This is a genomic window from Nonomuraea wenchangensis (assembly GCF_900111685.1).
Taxonomy (GTDB): domain Bacteria; phylum Actinomycetota; class Actinomycetes; order Streptosporangiales; family Streptosporangiaceae; genus Nonomuraea; species Nonomuraea wenchangensis.
Genome location: NZ_FOHX01000005.1, coordinates 178,895 through 199,741, shown reverse-complemented (window position 1 = coordinate 199,741; position 20,847 = coordinate 178,895). Strand labels below are relative to the sequence as shown.

Below are 20,847 nucleotides of genomic sequence, written 5' to 3'. Positions count from 1 at the left end.
ACGCGCGAGCGCTCTCGCGGTTGGCATCGCGTGGCGGTCATCGTTCGCGCTCCTCCAGCCAGGCGAGCACCGCCTCGCCGTCCTGGCCGAGCATCGGGGGCGCGGTGTGCGTGCGGGCGGGCAGTCCGTCGAAGCGCAGCGGCGGCCCCGGCAGCTCGACCCGGCCGAGCACCGGGTGGTCGACCTCGACGACCAGGCCCTGCGAACGGGTCTGCTCCCACGTGTAGACCTCGTCGATGGAGCGGATCGCGCCCGCGGGCACGCCGGCCGCGCCGAGCTCGGCCAGCCAGTGGGCGCGGTCATGGGCGCCCAGCGCCTTCTCCATCTCGGTGACCAGCTCCTCGCGGTGGGCGCGGCGGTCGCGGTTGGTGCGGTAGCGCGGGGTGTCGGGGTCGATGCCGAGCAGCCCGGCGACCTTGCGCCACTGGCCGTCGTTGGCGGCGGCGATCTGCAGCATGCCGTCGGCGCAGCGGAACGAGCCGTAGGGGGTGATCGAGGCGTGGTGGTTGCCGGCGGCGCGGGAGACCTGGCCGCCGACCGTCCAGGCGGTGCCGTGGTAGGAGTGGACGCCGGTGACGGCGGCCAGCAGGGACGTGCGTACGACGCGGCCCTTGCCGGTGTGCTCGCGCTCGTAGAGTGCGGCGGCGACGCCGTACGCGCCGTGGATGCCGGCCAGCAGGTCGGCGATCGACGCGCCCACGCGGTAGGGCTCCTCGGGCGAGGGGCCGGTCAGCGACATCAGCCCGGCCTCGCCCTGCGCGATCTGGTCGTAGCCGGGCCGGCCGCCCTCGGGCCCGTCGTGGCCGAAGCCGGTGATCGACAGGACGACCAGGCGCGGGTTGAGCTCGTGCAGGCTCTCGACGGAGAAGCCGAGGCGGTCGAGCACGCCGGGGCGGAAGTTCTCGACGAGGACGTCGCTCTGGCGGACCAGGCGTTCGATGACGGCTTTGCCCTCGGCGGACTTGAGGTCGAGGGCGATGGACTGCTTGTTGCGATTGGCTGCCAGGAAATAAGTCGATATTTCGTGATCGGGACCGACGAACGGCGGGCCCCAGCCCCGCGACTCGTCGCCGCCGTCAGGATGCTCCACCTTGATCACCCGCGCGCCGAGGTCGCCCAGCATCTGCGCGGCGTGCGGCCCGGCCAACGCCCTGGACAGATCCAGCACGACGATGTCGCCGAGGGGTCCGAGCACGGTCAACCTCCTGCTTGCGTCCGGGTGAAAGAACATTCTCTCAGTTGCCGGTGATCCGTCACCTACCCTGGGTCGGTGAATTCGCTGGCCGCCCGCATCCGGAGTCTGCGGCCCTCGTGCGGTCCCGTCCGCCTGGTCGCCGTGGACGGGCCGGCGGGGTCGGGCAAGACGACGTTCGCCGGGCGGCTGGCGGGGGCGCTGGGCTGCCAGGTCGTCCACAGCGACGACTTCCCCGTGCCGTGGGAGGACGGCCCGGGCGGCTGGTTCCACGCGCTGGAGGAGCAGGTGCTGAGGCCGCTGCGGGACGGGCGGCCCGGCGGGTTCCGGCGCTACGACTGGGTCCGGGGCGCGTACGCCGAGCGGGTCGCGGTGCCGCCCGCGCCGGTGCTCGTCGTCGAGGGCGTCGGCACCGCCCGCGCCTCGGCCGCGCACCTGGTGGCGTACACGGTGTGGGTGGAGGCCGCCGAGCCGGTGCGGCTGGCCCGCGTGCTGGAGCGGGACGGGCCCGAGCTGGCTCCGCGCTGGCGGGAGTGGTTCGCGGCGGAGCGCGCGTGGTTCGCCGCGGACTGCACCCGGGAGCGGGCCGATCTCGTCGTCCGCACGTGAGGGCTCACGCCAGGTGCCCGACGTCGTTGAAGCGGACCAGCTCGAAGGAGCCCTCCACGGCGCGCCAGACCGACACCGAGGCGTTGAGGACCGGCACGAAGGGCGGGCCCGCGTGCGGGGCCGCGTCCGCGCCGGTCTCCAGGACGTGGCGGAGGGCCAGCACCACCGAGTCGTGCGCGACGATCAGCACCGGCCGGCCGCCCGCCGGCCCGTCCAGGTCCCGTACGAACGCCCGCACCCGCGTCACCACGTCCGCCAGGGACTCGCCGCCGGGCGGGCGGTAGGCGTAGCCGCCGACGGCCTCGCGCCTCGCCGCCTCCTCCGGGAAGCGCTCACGGACCGCCGCCGGGTTGAGCCGGTCGAAGGCCCCCTGTTCCTGGTCCCTGAGCCGCTCGTCCACGGCGACCGGCAGCCCGGCGCCCCAGTCGTCCTTCGCGACCTCCCACGTCTCGCGCGCCCGCAGGTAGGGCGAGCACCACACCGCCTCGGGCCGCTCGCCGCCGGGCAGCGCCGCGAGCAGCCGCCCGAGCGCCGCCGACTGCCGCCGGCCCAGGGCGGTGAGCCGTACCTCGTCGTCGCCCAGCCCGTAGACCAGCGGCCGGTCGCCCGCCTCCCGGTGCGCGAGGTTGGCCTCGCTCTCGCCGTGGCGTACCGCGATGATCCGCGAAGGTCCCGCGCCGGCCATGCTCAGAGCTCGTCCACGTCCGCCTGGGAACGGCCGCCCGACAGCCGGGCGAAGCCCGGCCCGCGGTCGAAGAAGCGGTTGGACGGAGGCCGCAGCGTGGCGCGCAGCTCGGCGGTGCCCCGCTCGTCGATGCGGTCGCCGTCCAGCACCACGCCGTAGTCGCCGAGCGCGCCCGCGATCGAGACCTTCCCGTCGCGCACGTCGGCTGCCACGGCGCGCGGGTCGCGGTCGTACGGGGAGCCCCAGCCGCCGCCCCCGGTGGTGCGGATGCGGATGATCTCGCCGGCGTGCACCGGGAAGTCGTCCACCAGGCCGTCCATCTCCTTGCCGTTGACCTCGACCCGGAACGGCCGCCCGGCCAGGCCGCCGTTGACGCCCCAGCACGACAGGATCGAGCGGTCGGCGATCGACATGTACGAGGCGTCGCGCAGCATCCGGATGTGCTTGTCGTAGCCGAGCCCGCCGCGGAACATGCCCGGCCCGCCGGAGTCGCAGGCGAGCCCCAGCCGCTCGACCCGGAACGGCCAGCGCGCCTCGGCGAACTCGACCGGGATGTTGCGCGAGTCGGGCACGACGTGGATGGTGTCCTCGCCGTCGGCGTACCAGCGCCCGCCGGAGCCGCCGCCCAGGACCTCGCGCATGAGGTAGGGCTGCCCGCCGGCGTCGGCGCCGTACACGCCGGTGTAGCGGATCGTCTCCTGATCGGCCGGCATCCGCCCGCCGGTGGCCTTGGCGAGCACGCCGGCGAGCACGCCGAGCAGGCGCAGGATGACGAACGTGCGGGCGTTCGTCGGGGCGGGGAAGACGGGCGTGAGGAGCGTGCCCTTCTCCGGGAAGATCATCTTGATGAGCGGCACAACGCCCTCGTTGACGTCCAGCTCGGCCATCCGCTCGGGCGTGTCGGCCAGGTTGCGCAGGATCGGGGCCAGCCACTTCTTGAGGAACACGCCGTCCGCGTAGTCGCCCGCGTGGTTGATCGGGCCCTTGGCCTGCGGCGAGGTGCCGGTGAAGTCGATGGTCAGCGGCGCCTCGGCCGCGTGGTCGACCGTGAGGGTGATCCGCTGGGCGTGCAGGCGGGGCTCGTCCACGCCGTCGTGCTCGGCGTAGTCCTCCCACACGTACGTCCCCTCGGGGATCTTCGACAGCAGCTCGCGGCGGAAGGTCTCGGTGGTCTTGCCGATGATGGCGTCGAAGCACTCCTGGACCGCCTCGCGGCCGTAGCGCTCGAACAGCTCGCCCAGCCGCCGCGCGCCCATCAGGCAGGCCGAGCACTCGGCGTCGAGGTCGCCGGCCAGCGAGTCGGGCATACGGGAGTTGCGGGTCATGATGCGCAGCGCGGCCTCGTTCGGCACGCCCTGGTCCCACAACTTGATCGGCGGGACCATCAGGCCCTCCTCGAACACCGAGCGCGCGTGCGAGGGCATCGACCCCGGCACGCTGCCGCCGATGTCGTCGTGGTGGCCGAACGCCTGCACGAACGCCACCACCTCGCCGTCGTGGAAGACCGGCACGGTGACGCACAGGTCGGGCAGGTGGCCGATGCCGCCCTCGGACAGGTAGACGTCGTTGTGGAAGTAGACGTCGCCGGGCCGCATCGTCTCGATCGGGAAGTCGCGCACGACCGGCTGGACCAGCGCGCTGTAGGAGCGGCCGGTCAGCTTGCGCAGGCGGGCGTCGTGGATGCCGGCGCGGAAGTCGTGCGCGTCGCGGATCATCGGCGAGCGGGCCGTGCGCGCGATCGCGGTCTCGACCTCCTTCTCGACCGACGCGAGCGTGCCCTCGACGATCTCGACGAGGATGGGATCAGTCACGCTTGACCTCCACGTTGCCGTACGCGTCCACGGTGGCGGTGAAGCCGGGGTGGATGGGGATGGTCGAGCCGTACTCCTCGATGACGGCGGGACCGCGCACCGACGCGCCGGGGCCGAGCGCGACGCGCTGGTGGATCGGCGTGTCGCGGGTCTCGTCGAAGTGCACGGCCCGTACGGAGGTCGCGCCCGCGCCCGGCTTGTCCAGGGGACGGAGGGCCGGGCGGGTGATGGGCCCGACGCCCGACACGCGCAGGTTGACCCATTCGACCGCGTGGCGGGGGTCGTCGCGGTAGGCGTAGCCGTACAGCTTCTCGTGCGCCTCGTGGAAGCGCTCGACGACCTGGTCCCGCCAGCCGGCGTCGATCTCCCCCGCCGGGGCGGCGACGCGGACCTCGTAGCCCTGGCCGTAGTAGCGCAGGTCGGCGCTGCGGATGTGGACGGGGTCGGCGAAGCCCTCGCGCTCCAGCGCCTCCGCCGCCTGATGCTCCAGGTCGTGGAAGATCTCGGCGGCCTTGCCGAGGGACAGGTCGCGGGTGACGTACGTGCGTACGTAGTCGTTCTTGACGTCCACTGTGAGCAGCCCGAACGCCGAGACGTTGCCCGGGTCGCGCGGGACGATCACCGAGGGCAGCCCCAGGATGTCCATGAGCCGGCAGGCCAGCAGCGGCCCCGACCCGCCGAAGGTCACCAGCGGGAAGTCCCGCACGTCCAGCCCGCGCTTGACGGTGAGCTGACGGATCGCGTTGCTCTGGTTGAACGCGCTGATCTCCAGGATGCCCGTCGCGGTGCGCTCGGGGGTGAGGCCGAGCTTGTCGGCCAGGGCCTCGATGCCGGCGCGGGCGGCCCCGGCGTCCAGCGGGATCTCGCCGCCCAGCAGATGCGGCGGCACCCGGCCGAGGAAGACGTGCGCGTCGGTGACCGTGACCTCGGTGCCGCCCTTGCCGTAGCAGATCGGGCCTGGGTCGGCCCCGGCGGAGCGCGGGCCGACCTTGAGCGTGCCCTCCGGCGAGATCCACGCGACCGAGCCGCCGCCCGCGCCGACCGTCACGATGTCGATCATCGGGATCTTGCACGGGTAGCGCCCGATCGTGCCCTCGGTCGTGATGGACGGCTCGCCGTCGATCACCACGGCCACGTCGGTCGAGGTGCCGCCGCCGTCCAGGGTGATCACGGACTCGTGGCCGGCGGTGGAGGCGATGAGCGCCGCGCCGAGCGCCCCGGCCGCCGGGCCCGACAGGACGGTGGTGATCGGCTGGTTGACGACCTCGCGGGCCGACAGGATGCCGCCGTTGGACTTCATCACCGAGAACGGGCGGCCGAGCCGGGTGGACAGGTTGGCGAGGTAGGTGCGCATCACGGGCTTGACGGCGGCGTCCACCAGCGTGGTGACCGAGCGCTCGTACTCGCGGTACTCGCGCAGCACGTCGCTGGAGAGCGAGATCACCGCCTCCGGGTGCTCACGCCACAGCACCTCGCGCATGCGCCGCTCGTGCTCGGGGTTGGCGTAGGAGTGCAGGAAGCAGACGCCGATCGCGTTGATGCCCTTGCTCCGGAACCAGCGGGCCGCCTCGACGGCCTGCTCCTCCGAGAACGGCCGCACCTCCTCGCCCAGGTGGTCGAGCCGGCCGCCGACGGTGCGTACGTGGTGCACCGGGACGATCCTGGGCGGCTTGACCCAGAAGTAGGAGTTGCCGTAGCCGTCGGGGACGCTCTGCCGGGCGATCTCCAGGATGAACTCGAACCCCTCGGTCGTGATGAAGCCGAGGCCCGAGATGCGGTCCTCCAGGAGCTGGTTCGTGGCGACGGTGGTGCCGTGGACGATGCCGCCCACGTCGAAGCCGCCGCCGCCGTCGAGCTCGCTCAGCTTGGCGATGCCCGCGAGGAAGCCGTCGGCCGGGTTCGCGGGCGTCGAGGGGGTCTTCGTGGTGAGGATCTCACCGGTCTGCTCGTCCACCGCGACGACGTCGGTGAACGTCCCCCCGGTGTCCACTCCGATTCGTACGCTTCGCATGGCTCCTCTAGCCTCGGCGCCGGCCGAGCACTTCGTCGACGACCCTGGGCGCGTTGGCCGTGCCGACGTGCGCGGCCAGGCGGATCGCCAGCTCCTGCGTCCTCGCCAGCTCGGCCTCCACCCTGGCCTTGCCCGACTGGCCGGCCTGCACTCCGAAGTACGCGCCGACGATCGTACCGATCACCCCCGCCACCCCGGCGAAGAGCGAGGCGAACTCGCGCGTGGCGAACACCGCGGCGGCGAAGGCGATCAGGACCGCCACGATTCCCGCCACGACCACGTAGAAGCCGTAGCGCCATCGGGTGGCGTCGGCCTGCGCGGCGGTAAGGTCGTCCTGCTGCAACATCGTGTCGAGCGCGGACGGTTTGTCGGTGACCACAGTTCCTCCTGAAACCTCAGGGGGAAAATGTCCCACGAGGTCATGGAACAAGCCAAGCCGCTAAGCTGGCGGCCCGTGACCCAATCGTCTGCCTTGTCGCCGGTGCCGTCCGGGGCGCGGGATGCCGTGCTGAAGTTCTACTTCGGCCCCATGGACTGCGGGAAGTCCACCCTCGCGCTTCAGATGAACTACAACCACGCGAGACAGGGCCGGCGCGGCCTGGTGCTCACCAAGCACGACCGCTCTGGCGGACCCCAGGTGACCAGCCGCATCGGGCTCGGGCAGGACGCCGTCGAGGTGGAGGACGGCCTCGACCTCGTCCGGCTGGTCACCTCGTACGACCACGTCGACTACCTCATCTGCGACGAGGCGTGCTTCTACAGCGTCGAGCAGATCGAGCAGCTCGCCGACCTGGTGGACGAGCACGGCGTGGACGTCTACGCCTTCGGTCTCGCCTCCGACTTCCGTTCGGTGATGTTCCCGGCCGCGCAGCGGCTGTTCGAGCTGGCCGACGAGGTGTGCCGGCTGCAGGTCGAGGTGCTGTGCTGGTGCGGGCGGCCAGGCCAGCTCAACGCGCGGGTGGTGGGCGGGGTGATGGCGCGGACCGGGGAGCAGGTGGTCATCGGCGACACCGACGACTCACCGGTGCGCTACCAGGTGCTCTGCCGCCGCCACCACCGGTCCGGGCGGCTCGACGAGGGCTCCCCCGCCGACCGGCCGGGTCAGCTCGACGAGGGCTCGCCGGCCGACCGACCCGGTCAGCTCGACGAGGGCTCGCCGGCCGACCGACCCGGTCAGCTCGACGAGGGCTCCCCCGCTGACCAGCCCGGCCGGCATGACGGCGTCCTCGCGCCGGCCGCTCAGACGGCGCAGTAACCGGCCTCAGACGGCGCAGTAGCCGTCGTCGTCGCAGCCTTCCGCGGGGGCGGCGAGCTGGGTGATCGGCTGCTGCCCGGTGCGCTCGGCCACCTCGTCGATGGCGGCGTCGAACGCCTCCTGCGGCTGCGCGCCCGACACCGCGAACTTGCCCTCGAACAGGAACAGCGGCACACCGGTGACGCCGAGCGAGCGCGCCCGCGCGATCTGCTCGCGTACCTCCTCGGCGCCCTCCCCGGTGTCCTCGACGCCGGTCTCGGCGGCCAGCTCGGCGAGCACGGCGGGGTCGGCGACGTTGCGGCCCTCGGCGAAGTGCGCGCGGAACAGCCGCTCGGCCATCTCGCCGCCGCGGCCCTGCCGGGTGGCCAGCTCGATGAGGCGGTGCGCCTCGAACGTGTTCGCGCTCACGCCCTTGTCGTAGTCGAGGGTCAGGCCGTCGGCGGCGGCCGCGTCGATCACCCGCCGCACCATCTGGACGGCGTTCGGCCCGAACTTGCGCTCCAGCATCGGGATCATCGGCTCGCCCTCCGGCGAGGCGTCCGGATTGAGCTGGAACGGGCGCATCGTCACCTCGATCGTGCCGCCCTTGGCCCGGAACCGCTCGGCCGACTTGAGGAACCTGGCGTGCCCGATGTAACACCAGGGGCACGCGACATCGGAGAATATTTCCACCTTCACGCCAGGGGACAACCCCGGGGAACCGCGCCCGATTCCTGCCCGCCGGCGCGGCGTCAGCCGGCGGCCAGCTCCTCCAGCCGGTACGGCAGGTAAGCCGAGTCGTCCACCAGCGCCGACACCCCCCGCCACCATCCGAACCACTCGCCGCTGCGCCACATCCAGTCGACCCGCTCGATGGCCGCCACCACGTCGCCGACCGTCTCCCAGGTCTCGCCGAGCTGGTCGCGGGTGGCCCCGTGGCGCAGCGCCCAGGCGCGCAGGATGCCGGAGGCCCGCGCGGGGACCTCGCGGGCGTACGGGTCGGGGTGCTCGCCGGGCAGCCGGTGCGGCCCGAGCCCGGCCGCCACGCCCCAGCTCCACTGGGCCTCGGCCGGACGGGAGTAGCGCAGGGACTGGAAGTCCAGGTTGGAGCCCAGGTCCTCGTCGGCCCGCCGGGTGACGACCGCGTCCAGCCGGCCGCCGGCGTCGAAGTGCACGACGAGCCGCTGCCCCGGCCGGACGCCGGGCGGCAGCGTGAAGCGGTCCTCCGCCTGCCAGGAGTTGAGATCGACCTGTGCGACGGGCGTGCCCCAGAGCTGGTCGGCGGCGTCGTCGGAGATCCAGGCGGCGAGCATCTCCAGCGCGGTCAGATCGGTCCACGGCTCGATCGCCACGGCCGTGCGGATCACCTCGTCGGGCGGCGGCAGCTTGCCGCCCCGCGCGCGGGTCCACCATTCGGCGCCCAGCTCGCGGGTGCCGACCAGCAGCGCGGCGAGGGCGGCCAGCTCGGCCGAGCGCCGGGTCAGCGCGGCGCCGAGCGCCAGGTCGAGCGCGCGGCCGGTGCGCTCGTCCCCCAGCACCGGACGCACGTCGGCGATCAGGGTCTGGGCGGACGGCCGTTCCTCGCCCAGCAGGTCACGTACGATTCTCCTGGCTTCGGTCCGTGCGTCTTCAGCGTGTTCCTGCCGCATATCGCCACGTTACGCCGGGAGATCCTTTTCCGCGAGAGGCCCCGTGACCTTCCCGGAGAGCGGTCTCTCAGGCGCGGGAGCGGCGGCCGGGCCTGGCGAGCAGCCAGCCCACCGCGACGCCCGCGAGCGCCACGCCCGCGCCCGTCCCGAAGGAGGCGAGCATGACCCACGGGCGGGTGGTGGTGGGGGTGCCGGGCTTGGACGGCCGCTCGTAGACGGCCCCCGCCTGCTGGACCCCGGCCGCCGTCTCAGCCGGGGCCAGCTCGGCGAGGACGGGCGTGGGCGCTTCGGCCTGGGCTTCAGTGGGGGCGGCACAGAGGTGCTGCTCGACGGCCGAGAAGAACTCGCCCGCCGTCCGCTTGGCCACCGAGCCGAGCATGCGCTGCCCGACCCCGCCGATCATCCCGCCGATCACCGCCTCGGCGTCGTAGTCCACGCGGGTGCCGTCCGCGCTGTCCGCCTCGCTGAGCCGGAGCTGTACGGTCGCCTCCACGGTGCCCGGCGCGCCCTGCCCCCGCGCCCTGAGCGTGAAGCCCTCGCACGGCACGGGCTCGGTCAGCACGACCTCCCCTTGGTAGACGCCTTTGATGGAGGCCACCCCGGCGTTGACCGTCATCCGGTACGCCCCCGGCCCGGTCTCCTCCAGCCGTTCACAGCCGGGGATGGTGCGCACCAGCACCGCCGGGTCCTGGAGCGCCGCCCACAGCCGTTCCTTCTGTACGCCGATCACGGCGCTGCCCGCCACTCGCATGCCGCCACTCTAGGCAGCGGAAGGCCGCCGGATAAGGGCAACACCTGCCAGACGGCGGCGGTGTCGCGCCGACAAGGGTCGTTCACCGGAGAGATGGCAGGATGGTCCCTCGTGCGTCCAAGATCCACGTCCGAAGCGCCCCGGCCCGCCCGCGTCCCGCATGCCCGCGTCGCCCGCATCGCGCCCGCCTGCCTCGCGCTCGCGCTCGTGCTGCCGGCCGCCGCCTGCGCGCCGGGCGGCGACGCCGCACCGGACGGGACCGGCGCCTCTTCGGCACCGAAGGGATCCGCGCCGCAGTCGTCCGCCCCGCCCCGCCCCCAGGGCCCGCCGGGCGCGCTCCCCCGCGCGGGCGAGGTGCGCCCAATCTCCACCGGCGCGCTCCCCCCGGTGATCAGCTCGATCCCCACCAAGCGCAAGGTCGTCTTCCTCACCATCGACGACGGCTGGGAGCAGGACCCCGGCCTCGTCCGCCAGGTACGCGACCAGCGCATCCCCCTCACCGTCTTCGCGATGCGCGACGCGGTGGAGGCGAAGGGCACCCCCGACCAGGCGGGCGGCCAGGCCCGCTACGTCGGCGCCGGCAAGTGGGACTACTTCCGCGAGCTGCGTGACGCCGGCGCTCCCGTCGAGAACCACACCCTCACCCACCCCGACCTGCGCACCCTCCCCTACGCCGCCCAGCGCCGCGAGCTGTGCGGCGCCTCCCGGCTGATCGAGAAGGAGCTGGGGGCCCGCCCGACCCTGTTCCGCCCGCCGTACGGCTCCTACGGCACCGACACCCTGCGGGCCGCGAAGAGCTGCGGCATGTCCGCCGTGCTCCTCTGGACCGCCACCGTCCAGCCCGGCGGCAAGATCGCCTACCAGGTGCCCGACAAGCAGCTGCGCCCTGGCGACATCCTCCTCCTGCACTTCCGTCCCGACCTGGCGCACGACTTCCGCGTCCTGGTGAAGAAGATCAAGCGCCGCGGCTACGAGCTCGGCAACCTCCAGGCCTACCTGGACGCCGCTTTGGCCCGCTGACGCCAGGGATCCACCGAGCGGGGTACCCCGGAATCAACCCGGCGGGTGACGCCCCGGAGCCCCCTTCGGCGGCATTCTCGATACCCGGCAACCAGCACGTACGGGATCGATGTGACCAAGCTCGCATCGCGTTGCTCTACAGCGTGTAGTACTACTGAAAGTAGATGAACTACAGCTTGTAGAGCTCAGGAGTCGACGGGGAAGATGGACGCACTTGACCTGGCACGGTGGCAGTTCGGGGTCACCACCGTGTACCACTTTCTGTTCGTGCCCCTGACCATCGGTCTGGGGATCTTCGTGGCCGGGCTGCAGACCGCCTGGCACCGCACCGGCAAAGAGCACTACCTGAAGCTCACGAAGTTCTTCGGCAAGCTGTTCCTGATCAACTTCGCCATGGGCGTGGTCACGGGCATCGTGCAGGAGTTCCAGTTCGGGATGAACTGGAGCGAGTACTCCACCTTCGTCGGCGACGTCTTCGGGGCGCCGCTGGCGATGGAGGCGCTGCTGGCCTTCTTCATGGAGTCCACGTTCCTGGGCCTGTGGATCTTCGGCTGGGACCGGCTGCCGAAGAGGGTGCACCTGGCCTGCATCTGGGCCGCGGCCATCGGCTCCAACCTGTCGGCGTACTTCATCCTGGCCGCCAACGCCTGGATGAAGCACCCGGTCGGGTACGAGGTCGTGGACGGCAAGGCCCGCATGACCGACCTGTGGGCGGTGCTGACCAACTCGACGGCGCTCGCCCAGGTGCCGCACGTGGTCGGGGCGGCGTTCATCGTGGCGGGCGGGTTCGTGCTGGCCGTGTGCGGCTACTGGATGCTGCGGCGCAACGCGCCCATGTGGCGCAGCGCGGCGCGGGCGGCGCTGGTCATGACGGCGGTCGCGGGGGCCGTCGTCGCCGGCACGGGCGACATGTCCGGCAAGCTGCTGTACGAGCAGCAGCCCATGAAGCTGGCCGCCGCCGAAGGTCTCCAGCACGACACCGCGGGCGCCGGATTCAGCGTCGTCCCCGGCATCGAGATCCCCAACGTCCTCAGCTTCCTCGCCACCAACGACCTCAACGCCACCGTCCAGGGCACCGAGGACCTGCAGCAACGCTTCGAGCAGCAGTTCGGCCCCGGCGACTACCGCCCCGACCCGACCGTTGTCTTCTGGTCGTTCCGCGTGATGATCGGCTTCGGCATGGCCACCGTGGGCCTGTCGGTGCTCGGGCTCTGGCTGACCCGCCGCCGGCGCGAGTTCCCCAGATGGCTGTCGCGGGCCCTGGTCGCGGCCCTGCCGCTGCCGCTGCTCGCGATGATCGCCGGCTGGCTGCTGAGCGAGATCGGCCGCCAGCCCTGGACGGTGGCCGGCGAGCTGCTGACCGCCGCCAGCGTCTCCCCCGGCGTGTCCCTGACCGAGGTGGCGATCTCGCTGGCCGTCTTCACCCTCCTGTACGGCGCGCTCGCCGTGGCCGAGGCCGTGCTGCTGACCCGGCACGTACGCCAGGGCGTCACCGAGCCCGAGCCCGCCCCCCTGGCCGAGCAGCGGCGCGAGCCGTCGCTCATGTACTGAGCGGAGGCACACCGACAATGATCGATCTCTGGTTCGTCATCATCGCCTTCCTCTGGACGGGTTACTTCGTGCTGGAGGGCTTCGACTTCGGCGTCGGCCTGCTGGCGCCCCTCCTCAGCAGGAACGACGCCGAGCAGCGGCAGAGCCTGCAGACCATCGGCCCCGTGTGGGACGGCAACGAGGTGTGGCTGATCACCGCGGTGGGCGCCATGTTCGCCGCCTTCCCCGCCTGGTACTCGGGGGTGTTCAGCGCGTTCTACCTGCACGTCACGCTGATCCTGGTGGGGCTGATCCTGCGCGGCGTGGGCCTGGAGTGGCGCGGCAAGGTGCGCAACCCGGCCTGGTGCGACATGGCGGTCATGGTGGGCAGCGGGCTGCCCGCGTTCCTGTGGGGCGCGGTCTTCGCCGACCTGCTGTTCGGCAGCGCGGTCGCGGCGGTCTTGGGCGGCGCGTTCACGCTGGCCGTGTGCCTCCTGCACGGCGCGGTGTTCCTGGCGCTCAGGACCACCGGCGCGATCCGCCGCCGCGCCCGCGCCGCCGCCCTCGCCGTCAGCGCCGCGGTCATCCCGGTCGCCGTGCTCGCGCTGTCCAACCTGGGGACGTTCCCCGCCCTCGCCGCCATGGCGGCGCTCGCCGCGGCGACGGCGCTGATCTGGCGGCGCAGGGAGGGCTGGGCGTTCACGGCCACGGCCGGCGCGATCGTGCTGGCCACGCTCGCGGTCTTCATGGAGCTGCGGGTGCGGCCGCTGCCGGGGCTGACCCTGGCGGAGGCGGCCTCCGGGGCGTACACGCTGACGATGCTGAGCTGGATCGGGCTGATCGCGCTCCCGTTCGTCCTGGTCTACCAGGGCTGGACGTACTACGTGTTCAGGAAGCGGGTCCGCGTGGCCGCCTGAGGCGGCTCAGCCGACCACCTTCATCCGCTTGGTGCGGTGGTCGGTCAGGTGGAGGTCGCCGCCGAGGCGTTCGCGCAGCAGGTCGAGCACCTGGCGGCCGGACAGCACGGTCCACAGGTTGCCGACCAGGTGCGGGTTGTACTCGGGGGCGGCGTCCATCCAGGCGTCCTTGCCCGCCTGGGACGCGAACGTGGTCACGAAGAACTCGCCGTCGGGCGTCCTGCAGTAGCCCGTACGGAGCTCGGCGGCGTCCACCTGGATGCGCGGCTTGCAGCCGACCTTGGCGGCGAGCTGCTCGACGGAGGGAGGGGCGGCGCCGGCCCGGCCGCCCGCGCCGGCGGGACCGCCGCCGCTCCCGCTGCCCTGGGAGCAGGCGGCGGCCAGCCCGGCCAGCAGCACGACGGCGGCCAGACGTGGAAATGTCGTCATGTGCGGAGGTACGCAGCCCTTCCGGCCCCGGTTCGGCCCCATACCGGTTCGGGCTACTTCGGGGACGGCGTCTGCGAGACCCGGTGGTCCATGAGGTGCAGGTCCCCGTCGAGCGGGGACTTGAGCTGCTCCAGCACCTCCAGCGGGCCGAGCACGGTCCAGCGCGGGCCGACCAGGTGCGGGTTGTACTCCGGCGCCTGGTCCATCCACTGGTCCTTCAGCTTCTCGGACTTGAAGGTGTTGACGAAGAACTCGCCGGCCTCGGTCTTGCAGTGGCCGGTGCGGATCTCCTCGCTGTCGACCTGCATCTTCGGCGTGCAGCCCACCTTGGCGGAGAGCTGTTCGACGGAGAGAGGGGCGGCGTTCACCTGTTGCTGCTGGTCGTTGCCCGCTGCGACGTAGCCGCCCCAGCCCCCTGAGGAGGAGCATCCGGCGACCAGTCCGGCCAGCAGCGCGAAAGCGGCCAGACATGGAAATGTCGTCATGTGCGGAGGTACGCAGGGATCCGGGGTCCGGTTCAGCCGGACACCGGCGCGTCTCCGTCAGCGGAGGACGACGCAGCCGCGCCCGGCGAGGACGCGCAGCACCTCGGGGTCGCCGTCGAGCTTGTTCCAGCGCAGGTCCAGCTTCTCCAGCGCGGTCAGCCGGGCGAGGCCGGCGGGCAGCTCCCGCAGCCGGTTGGCGCGCAGGTCGAGATGGGTGAGCCGGGGCGGCAGGACGTCAGGCAGCGCGCGGAGGTGGTTGCCGCGCAGGTCGAGCACGCGCAGCTCCGCGCAGGCGGCGAGGGCCGAGGGCAGGTGGGTGAGCCGGTTGCCCTGCAGGTGCAGCTCGCGCAGCCGGGTCAGCCGGCCGAACGACTCCGGCAGCGCCTCCAGCCGGTTGCGGTAGAGGCGCAGCTCCACCAGCGCGGCCAGGTCCCCGAGCGCGTCAGGGAGGTGGCTCAGCCGGTTGTCGGTGAGGTTGAGGTAGGCGAGCCGGTCCAGCCGCCCCAGGGCCGCCGGCACCTCCGTGAAGGCGTTGTCGCTGAGGTAGAGGTAGTCGGTGAGCGGCAGGTCGCCCAGCTCGGGCGGGATCGTGGTGAGGCGGTTGTGGCCGAGGTCCAGCATGCGCAGCCGGGTCAGGCCGCCGACGGCCGCAGGGAGGTCCGTGAGGGCGTTCTCGGCCAGGTTGAGCGAGCGCAGCCCGGTCAGCTTCCACAGGGCGTGGGGGACGGCGGTCAGGCCGTTGGCGCCGGCGGCCAGGTGGCGGAGCGCGGGCGGCAGGCGGGCAGGCAGCTCGCGGACGCGGTTGCCGTACAGGAAGAGCGTCTCCAGGCCCGGCGGGCAGGAGGGGAAGGCCGTAAGCCGGTTGCCGTCGAGATGCAGCGCCCGCAGCGCGCCGAGACCGGACAGGTCGGGCAGGGCGGTGAGGGCGTTGCCGTCGAGCCGCAGCTCCTCCAGCGCCGCCAGCCTCCCCACCCGGTCGGGCACGTCGGCGAGGTCGTTCCACGCCAGGTCCACCACCTGGACGTCGTCCGGCACCTCAGGGAACACGGTGAGCCCGGAGGCAGGCGCGCGCATGCCGCCGATCTTAGGTGGTGCGCAGGTGGAACAGGTCGGAGGGGGAAATGGGCATGCGGTCGATGGGGAAGCCCTCGGCGTCCTCGATCGCCGAGGCGATGACGGCGGAGACCGGGATCACGCCCGCCTCGCCCGCCCCCTTCACGCCGAGCGGGTTGAGCGGCGACGGCGTCTCCAGGTGGGCGGTCTCGACGTGCGGCACCTCGGTCGCGTACGGCATGAGGAAGTCCATGAAGGAGGCGTTGACGAGCTGCCCGTGCGGGTCGTACGCCATCCGCTCGTAGAGCGCGCCCCCGATGCCCTGCGCCACTCCCCCGTGGATCTGCCCCTCCACGATCATGGGGTTGATGAGCCTCCCGCAGTCGTGCACCACGGCGTAGCGCAGCACGCGGATCTCTGCGGTGTCGGGGTCGGTCTCGACGATCGCGGCGTGCATCCCGGCCGCGAACGTGGACCGGATCGGCGAGTAGTAGTCGCGCCCCTCCAGCCCCGGCTCCTCGCCCTCGGCGACCGGCGGCCGGTCGGGCGCGGCGGCCCCGGCGAACTGGGTGGCCCTGGCGGTCTCCTCGTCGAAGGCGTAGCGCAGCGGGTTGGCCAGCACGGCCACCGTGGACAGGGGGACGGCCGCGTTCGGCGCACCGGCCACGTGCACGATCCCGTCGGTGATCTCCAGGTCGGCCGGGTCGGCCTCCAGCGCGTCGGCGGCGATGCGCAGCGCCTTCTCGCGCACCTTGCGGCAGGCGAGCGCGATCGCGCTGCCGCTGACGACGGCGGCGCGGGAGGCGAAGGTGCCGACCGCGTAGCCGAACCTGCGGGTGTCGCCGGTGACCACGCTGATCCGCTCGATGGGCACGCCCAGCTCGCTCGCGGCGATCTGGGCGAAGACCGTCTCGTGGCCCTGCCCCTGCGAGGTGAGCCCGGTGGAGACGTGCACCCGCCCGTCGGAGGTGATCTGCACGTGCCCGCCCTCGTACGGCCCCACGCCCGTGCCCTCGACGTAGCAGCCGATGCCGATGCCGCGCCCCGGCGCGCGCTCGAAGGAGTCCCAGCCGATGAGCTCCTTCAGCAGGCGCAGCATCTCGGGGTAGTCGCCGCTGTCGTAGATGAGCGGCCGGCCGTCCTGGAAGGTCATCCCCTGGTCGTAGGGGAACTCGCCGGGGCCGATGAAGTTGGCCGCGCGCACCTCGGCGCGGTCGCGCCCCAGGTGGCGGGCGATCTTGTCCATGGTGCGCTCCATGCAGAACACGCCCTGCGGGCGGCCCGCTCCCCGGTAGGGCGTGACCTGCACGGTGTTGGTGTAGACGGCGCTGAACTCGACCCGGTAGGCCCCGATCTTGTAGGGCCCGAGCAGCTGCGTCGAGGTGACGATCGGGACGATGATCCCGTAGGGGGTGTAGGCGCCGTGGTCGTGCAGGATCGTCACGTCCAGCCCGAGCACGCGCCCGTCGTCGTCGAAGCCGACGCGCACGTACTGCACCTGGCCGCGTTCGTGCGCGGAGGAGATGAAGTGCTCCCTGCGGTCCTCCGTCCACTTGATCTCGCGGCCGAGCGTCATGGCCGCCCACGGCACGAGGATCTCCTCCGGCCACGGGTGCACGATCTTGACGCCGAAGCCGCCGCCGACGTCCGGCGCGATGACCTCGACCCGCGGCAGCGGCAGGCCGAGCGCGGCGGCGACCGCCATGCGCACGCTGGTGGAGGTCTGGGTGCTGGAGTGGACGCGCAGGTCGCGGCCGTCCCAGCGGGCGTGGACGCCGCGGCCCTCCAGCGGCATGCTGGCGCTGCGCTCGATGTCGAGCCGGAAGGCGAGCGTGTGCGGCGCGGTCTCGATGGCCTCGCGGGCGCCGCGCCCGTCCGCGCCGGGCACCTCCTGGACGAGGTGCGCGCCGACGTTGCCCGGCACGTCCTCGTGGACGAGCGCCGCCCCCTGCACCGCCTCCTCCAGGCCGACGACCGGCTTCAGCACCTCGTAGTCGACCTCGATGAGCGCGCAGGCGTCCTCGGCGGCGTAGCGGTCGGCGGCCACCACCATGACCACCGGCTCGCCCACGTGCCTGACGACGTCCCTGGCCAGCGGGTAGGCGGTGCGGCCGTGGGTGAGCGCCGGGTGCGGGATGAGCAGCGGCAGCGGCCGGCCGACCCGTTCGGGCAGGTCCTCCCACGTGTAGATGGCGACCAGGCCCTCGACGTCGAGCGCCGGGCCGACGTCGATGTCGCGGATGCGGGCGTGCGCGTGCGGGGCGCGGACGAACGCGGCGGCGAGCGCGTCGGGGCCGAGGTCGTCGAGGTAGCGGCCACCTCCGGTCAGCAGCCGCGGGTCCTCGCGCCGCTGGACCGGCTCCCCGAACAGCTTCGTCGTCATGCTTCCTCCGCCATCAGCTCGGCGGCCCGGTGGACGGCCTTGACGATGTTCTGGTAGCCGGTGCAGCGGCACAGGTTGCCGGAGATGCCCTCCAGCACCTCCTCCTCCGTGGGGACGGGGTTCGCCTCCAGGAACGCGGTCACCGTGCACAGGAAGCCGGGGGTGCAGAAGCCGCACTGCAGGCCGTGGCACTCGGCGAAGGCCCGCTGCACCGGCGACAGCCCGTCCGGCCCGGCCAGCCCCTCGACGGTGGTGATCTCGCGGCCGTCCACGGTGACGGCGAACGTCAGGCACGAGCGCACCGGCTCGCCGTCGAGCAGCACCGTGCAGCAGCCGCAGACGCCGTGCTCGCAGCCGACGTGGGTGCCGGTCAGCCCGAGGTCGTGGCGCAGGCAGTCGGACAGCAGCCGCCTGGCCGGGACGCGCACCCGCCGGGCGGCGCCGTTCACCACCAGCGTGATCTCATGCTCCACGGTTCTCCGCCTCCTGTGCGGCCTCGCGCAGGGCCCGCTCGGCCAGCACCCCCACGAGGTGGCGGCGGTAGGCGGCCGTGGCGTGGATGTCGTCGTCGGGTTCGGTCTCCTCACGCACCGCCCGCGCCGCCGCCGCCCAGTCGGGGGCGTGGGCGCTCACGTCCACCACGACGGGGACGGGGCCGACGCCGACGCAGGCCACCCGGGCGGCGCCGGCCGGGCCGACGACGGCGCACACCCCGGCGAGCGCGTAGTCGCCGTGCCGGCGGGACACCTCGACGAAGGCGCAGCCCGCGCCCGGCGCGAGGCTCGGGAACCAGGCCGACACGGCCAGCTCGCCCGGCAGCACGGCCGATTCCATCGGGCCGGTGAAGAAGGCCGCGGCCGGGATGTCACGCTCCACGGCGGCGCCGTCCTGCCAGCGGGCCACCCGTACGGACCCGCCGAGCACCGCCAGCACGGCGGGCAGCTCGGCGGCCGGGTCGGCGTGGACGAGGCTGCCCACCACGGTGCCGCGGTTACGGATCACCGGGTGGGCGACCAGTTTGAGCGCCCGGGTGAGCAGCGGGTGCGCGCCGGAGCGCTCGGCCTCCGCGTGCCGGGCCAGCGCACCGACGCGTACGCCGCCCGGCTCGCGCCCGATGCCGCCGAGCCCGGCCACCCGGTTGATGTCCACCAGGTGGGCGGGCGCGACCAGGCGCATGTTGAGCATGGGGATGAGGCTCTGCCCGCCGGCCAGCACCTTGCCCCCCGCGCCTCCGGCCCCGACCTCTTGCAGGGTGCGGAGCGCCGTCGCGAGGTCGCGCGGGGCGTGGTAGGTGAACGGCGGCGGCTTCATCCGGCCTCGCTTCCCACCGGCGGGGCCGGTTCGAGCGGCCGCCCGGCGATGGCCCGCAGCAGGTGGTAGCCGCCGAGCACGACGATGGTGCCGAGCGCGATGCCCTCCAGGGTGAGGTCGCCGCCGACGAAGTGGGTGACCGGCCCGATGGCGAGGATGATGCCGGCGCCGGTCGGCACCATGTTGACCGGGTCGGCGAAGTCCACCCGGTTCTCGATCCAGATCTTCGCGCCGAGCAGGCCGATCATGCCGTAGAGGATGACGGTGACGCCGCCGAGCACGCCGCCCGGCGTGGCCGCGACGAGCTGCCCGAACTTGGGGCACAGCCCGAACAGGATCGCGATCACGGCCGCGACGTAGTAGGCGGCGGTCGAGTAGACCTTGGTGGCGGCCATGACGCCGATGTTCTCGGCGTAGGTGGTGGTGGGCGAGCCGCCGACCGCGCTGGCGACCACGGTGGCGACGCCGTCGGCGGCGACCGCGCGGCCGACGTAGGGGTCGACGTCCGTCCCGGTCATCTCGCCGACGGCCTTGACGTGCCCGACGTTCTCCGCGACGAGCGCGATGACCGCGGGCAGCACCAGCAGCACCGCCGAGAAGCGGAAGTCCGGCCCGTGGAAGTTCGGCAGCCCGAACCAGTCGGCCTTGGCGACGTTGTCGAAGCTCACCCGGTCGTGCGGAAAGGCCGTGGCCAGGCAGTAGGGCCCCTCGGGGGCGCACGCGTTCCCCGCCGCGTCGCGCAGGTTCATACCTGGCAGTACGGAGGTGATCGGCCCGGCCAGGCGGTCGAGCACCCACGACAGCACGAACCCGGCGACCAGCCCGACCAGCACCCCGATCCGCCCGATGAAGCCCTTGAAGGCCACGATCATCACGAACGTGATGAGCATCGTGAGCAGCGCCACCCAGTGGTCCTGGGGCCAGTAGACGTCGGCGACCACGTAGGCCAGCCCGAACCCGATGAGCATGACGACCGCGCCCGTGACGACGGGCGGGAACACCCGGTGGATGATCTGCACGCCGAGGAAGTGGATGGCGACCCCGATGAGCGCCAGCACGAGGCCGACGATCAGGATCGCGCCGGTCACGACGGCGTCCGCGCCCGCGGTGTCGCCGCCGGCGACCGCGCGGATGGCGAGCACGCCGCCCACGAACGAGGCGCTGGTGCCGAGGTAGCTGGGCACCTTGCCCTTGACGATCAGCAGGAACAGGATCGTCGCCACGCCCGACATCATCACCGCGATGTTCGGGTCCAGCCCCATGACGAGGGGGAAGACGAACGTCGCGCCGAACATCGCGATCACGTGCTGCGCGCCGATCCCGACCGTCCTCGGCCAGCTCAGCCGCTCGTCGGGCCTGACCACCTCGCCGGGCGCCAGATGCTTGCCGTCACCGTGTCTGGTCCATCCCCAAACCATGAGCGCCCCTTTTTGCGCTGGGCCTTGCCGGCGACCCGTTTACCGTTGCGGGCACATTAGGCCCGCCCCGGTAGTCCTACACGGGCATGATCTGCCAAATCTGCGCGGCCCACCAGTGGGATCCTCGCGCACATGCCGATCTAGGCGACGTGAATGGAGAATCCGTCACCGCTCACGACCTGGCCGGCCCGGATCTTGGCGGTCTTGCGCAGCTCCACCTCCCCGTCCACGAGGACGAGGCCCTCGGCGATGAGGTGCTTGGCCATGCCGCCGGTCTCGGTGACGCCGCAGTACTTCAGCAGGTCGCAGAGCGGGATGAAGTCGGAGCGCAGTTCGAAGTCGAGGTCCACGGGGACAAG

Annotated in this window: 21 protein-coding genes; 5 read left to right on the top strand and 16 right to left on the bottom strand. The window is 72.6% G+C overall.

Annotation, left to right across the window (positions count from 1 at the left end; translation table 11 throughout):
* Window positions 1-37: 37 nt before the first annotated feature.
* Window positions 38-1,231: a CaiB/BaiF CoA transferase family protein gene (locus tag BMW85_RS16725; protein ID WP_425434340.1), complete on the bottom strand. Its 1,194-nt coding sequence runs from the start codon at window positions 1,229-1,231 to the stop codon at window positions 38-40.
* A 39-nt stretch (window positions 1,232-1,270) separates the two neighbouring features.
* Between BMW85_RS16725 and BMW85_RS16720 the strand changes: the two genes are divergently transcribed.
* A complete protein-coding gene (locus BMW85_RS16720) occupies window positions 1,271-1,801 on the top strand; it encodes a uridine kinase family protein (RefSeq protein ID WP_091082208.1) in 531 nt (176 codons plus the stop codon).
* Window positions 1,802-1,805: 4 nt separating this feature from the next.
* On the opposite strand, the gene BMW85_RS16715 is transcribed toward BMW85_RS16720, so the two are convergent.
* From BMW85_RS16715 to BMW85_RS16700, 4 genes are read right to left on the bottom strand one after another with little or no spacing between them, the layout of a single operon-like run.
* On the bottom strand, window positions 1,806-2,486 hold the full coding sequence (locus tag BMW85_RS16715; RefSeq protein ID WP_091082206.1) for a histidine phosphatase family protein: 681 nt from the start codon (window positions 2,484-2,486) through the stop codon (window positions 1,806-1,808).
* A 2-nt stretch (window positions 2,487-2,488) separates the two neighbouring features.
* Window positions 2,489-4,297 (bottom strand): hydantoinase B/oxoprolinase family protein, encoded by a 1,809-nt coding sequence (locus tag BMW85_RS16710; RefSeq protein ID WP_091082205.1) that lies wholly within the window; start codon window positions 4,295-4,297, stop codon window positions 2,489-2,491.
* On the bottom strand, window positions 4,290-6,308 hold the full coding sequence (locus BMW85_RS16705; RefSeq protein WP_091082203.1) for a hydantoinase/oxoprolinase family protein: 2,019 nt from the start codon (window positions 6,306-6,308) through the stop codon (window positions 4,290-4,292). The genes BMW85_RS16710 and BMW85_RS16705 overlap by 8 nt, the downstream gene beginning before the upstream one ends.
* Before the next feature lie 7 nt (window positions 6,309-6,315).
* Window positions 6,316-6,687, bottom strand: a complete 372-nt coding sequence (locus BMW85_RS16700) for a hypothetical protein (protein WP_091082202.1) — start codon at window positions 6,685-6,687, stop codon at window positions 6,316-6,318.
* A gap of 75 nt (window positions 6,688-6,762) precedes the next feature.
* Between BMW85_RS16700 and BMW85_RS16695 the strand changes: the two genes are divergently transcribed.
* Window positions 6,763-7,563 (top strand): thymidine kinase, encoded by an 801-nt coding sequence (locus tag BMW85_RS16695; RefSeq protein WP_245774845.1) that lies wholly within the window; start codon window positions 6,763-6,765, stop codon window positions 7,561-7,563.
* A 6-nt stretch (window positions 7,564-7,569) separates the two neighbouring features.
* Here BMW85_RS16695 and BMW85_RS16690 read toward each other — a convergent pair whose 3' ends face one another.
* The 3 genes from BMW85_RS16690 to BMW85_RS16680 all read right to left on the bottom strand — a co-directional run bounded on the left by BMW85_RS16690 (window position 7,570) and on the right by BMW85_RS16680 (window position 9,942).
* The gene (locus BMW85_RS16690) at window positions 7,570-8,241 is read right to left on the bottom strand and encodes a DsbA family oxidoreductase (RefSeq protein WP_091082199.1); all 672 of its coding nucleotides are present in this window, start codon (window positions 8,239-8,241) and stop codon (window positions 7,570-7,572) included.
* 53 nt (window positions 8,242-8,294) lie between these two features.
* Complete coding sequence (locus BMW85_RS16685; RefSeq protein WP_091082197.1) at window positions 8,295-9,191, bottom strand: hypothetical protein; 897 nt, start codon at window positions 9,189-9,191, stop codon at window positions 8,295-8,297.
* A 67-nt stretch (window positions 9,192-9,258) separates the two neighbouring features.
* The gene (locus BMW85_RS16680; protein WP_177240716.1) at window positions 9,259-9,942 is read right to left on the bottom strand and encodes an SRPBCC family protein; all 684 of its coding nucleotides are present in this window, start codon (window positions 9,940-9,942) and stop codon (window positions 9,259-9,261) included.
* Between the two features lie 111 nt (window positions 9,943-10,053).
* Here BMW85_RS16680 and BMW85_RS16675 point away from each other — a divergent pair, with 111 nt between their 5' ends.
* The 3 genes from BMW85_RS16675 to cydB all read left to right on the top strand — a co-directional run bounded on the left by BMW85_RS16675 (window position 10,054) and on the right by cydB (window position 13,409).
* A complete protein-coding gene (locus tag BMW85_RS16675; protein ID WP_245774844.1) occupies window positions 10,054-10,962 on the top strand; it encodes a polysaccharide deacetylase family protein in 909 nt (302 codons plus the stop codon).
* Window positions 10,963-11,166: 204 nt separating this feature from the next.
* A complete protein-coding gene (locus tag BMW85_RS16670; protein WP_091082193.1) occupies window positions 11,167-12,513 on the top strand; it encodes a cytochrome ubiquinol oxidase subunit I in 1,347 nt (448 codons plus the stop codon).
* A gap of 17 nt (window positions 12,514-12,530) precedes the next feature.
* Window positions 12,531-13,409, top strand: a complete 879-nt coding sequence (cydB, locus tag BMW85_RS16665; RefSeq protein ID WP_091082191.1) for a cytochrome d ubiquinol oxidase subunit II — start codon at window positions 12,531-12,533, stop codon at window positions 13,407-13,409.
* Between the two features lie 6 nt (window positions 13,410-13,415).
* Here the strand turns inward: cydB and BMW85_RS16660 are convergent, their stop codons facing one another.
* The 8 genes from BMW85_RS16660 to BMW85_RS16625 all read right to left on the bottom strand — a co-directional run bounded on the left by BMW85_RS16660 (window position 13,416) and on the right by BMW85_RS16625 (window position 20,838).
* Complete coding sequence (locus BMW85_RS16660; protein ID WP_091082189.1) at window positions 13,416-13,838, bottom strand: hypothetical protein; 423 nt, start codon at window positions 13,836-13,838, stop codon at window positions 13,416-13,418.
* Between the two features lie 53 nt (window positions 13,839-13,891).
* The gene (locus tag BMW85_RS16655; protein ID WP_091082187.1) at window positions 13,892-14,323 is read right to left on the bottom strand and encodes a hypothetical protein; all 432 of its coding nucleotides are present in this window, start codon (window positions 14,321-14,323) and stop codon (window positions 13,892-13,894) included.
* A 57-nt stretch (window positions 14,324-14,380) separates the two neighbouring features.
* Window positions 14,381-15,397, bottom strand: coding sequence for a leucine-rich repeat domain-containing protein (locus BMW85_RS16650; protein ID WP_091082186.1), 1,017 nt, complete (start codon window positions 15,395-15,397; stop codon window positions 14,381-14,383).
* A 10-nt stretch (window positions 15,398-15,407) separates the two neighbouring features.
* Window positions 15,408-17,759, bottom strand: a complete 2,352-nt coding sequence (gene cutA / locus BMW85_RS16645; RefSeq protein WP_091082184.1) for an aerobic carbon-monoxide dehydrogenase large subunit — start codon at window positions 17,757-17,759, stop codon at window positions 15,408-15,410.
* On the bottom strand, window positions 17,756-18,232 hold the full coding sequence (locus tag BMW85_RS16640) for a (2Fe-2S)-binding protein (protein ID WP_091082183.1): 477 nt from the start codon (window positions 18,230-18,232) through the stop codon (window positions 17,756-17,758). Before BMW85_RS16640 ends, cutA begins: the two co-directional genes overlap by 4 nt.
* Window positions 18,222-19,070: an FAD binding domain-containing protein gene (locus BMW85_RS16635; protein ID WP_091082181.1), complete on the bottom strand. Its 849-nt coding sequence runs from the start codon at window positions 19,068-19,070 to the stop codon at window positions 18,222-18,224. Before BMW85_RS16635 ends, BMW85_RS16640 begins: the two co-directional genes overlap by 11 nt.
* Window positions 19,067-20,488, bottom strand: coding sequence for a uracil-xanthine permease family protein (locus BMW85_RS16630; protein WP_091082180.1), 1,422 nt, complete (start codon window positions 20,486-20,488; stop codon window positions 19,067-19,069). Before BMW85_RS16630 ends, BMW85_RS16635 begins: the two co-directional genes overlap by 4 nt.
* Before the next feature lie 140 nt (window positions 20,489-20,628).
* Complete coding sequence (locus BMW85_RS16625; RefSeq protein ID WP_020540721.1) at window positions 20,629-20,838, bottom strand: RNA-binding S4 domain-containing protein; 210 nt, start codon at window positions 20,836-20,838, stop codon at window positions 20,629-20,631.
* Window positions 20,839-20,847: the final 9 nt, after the last annotated feature.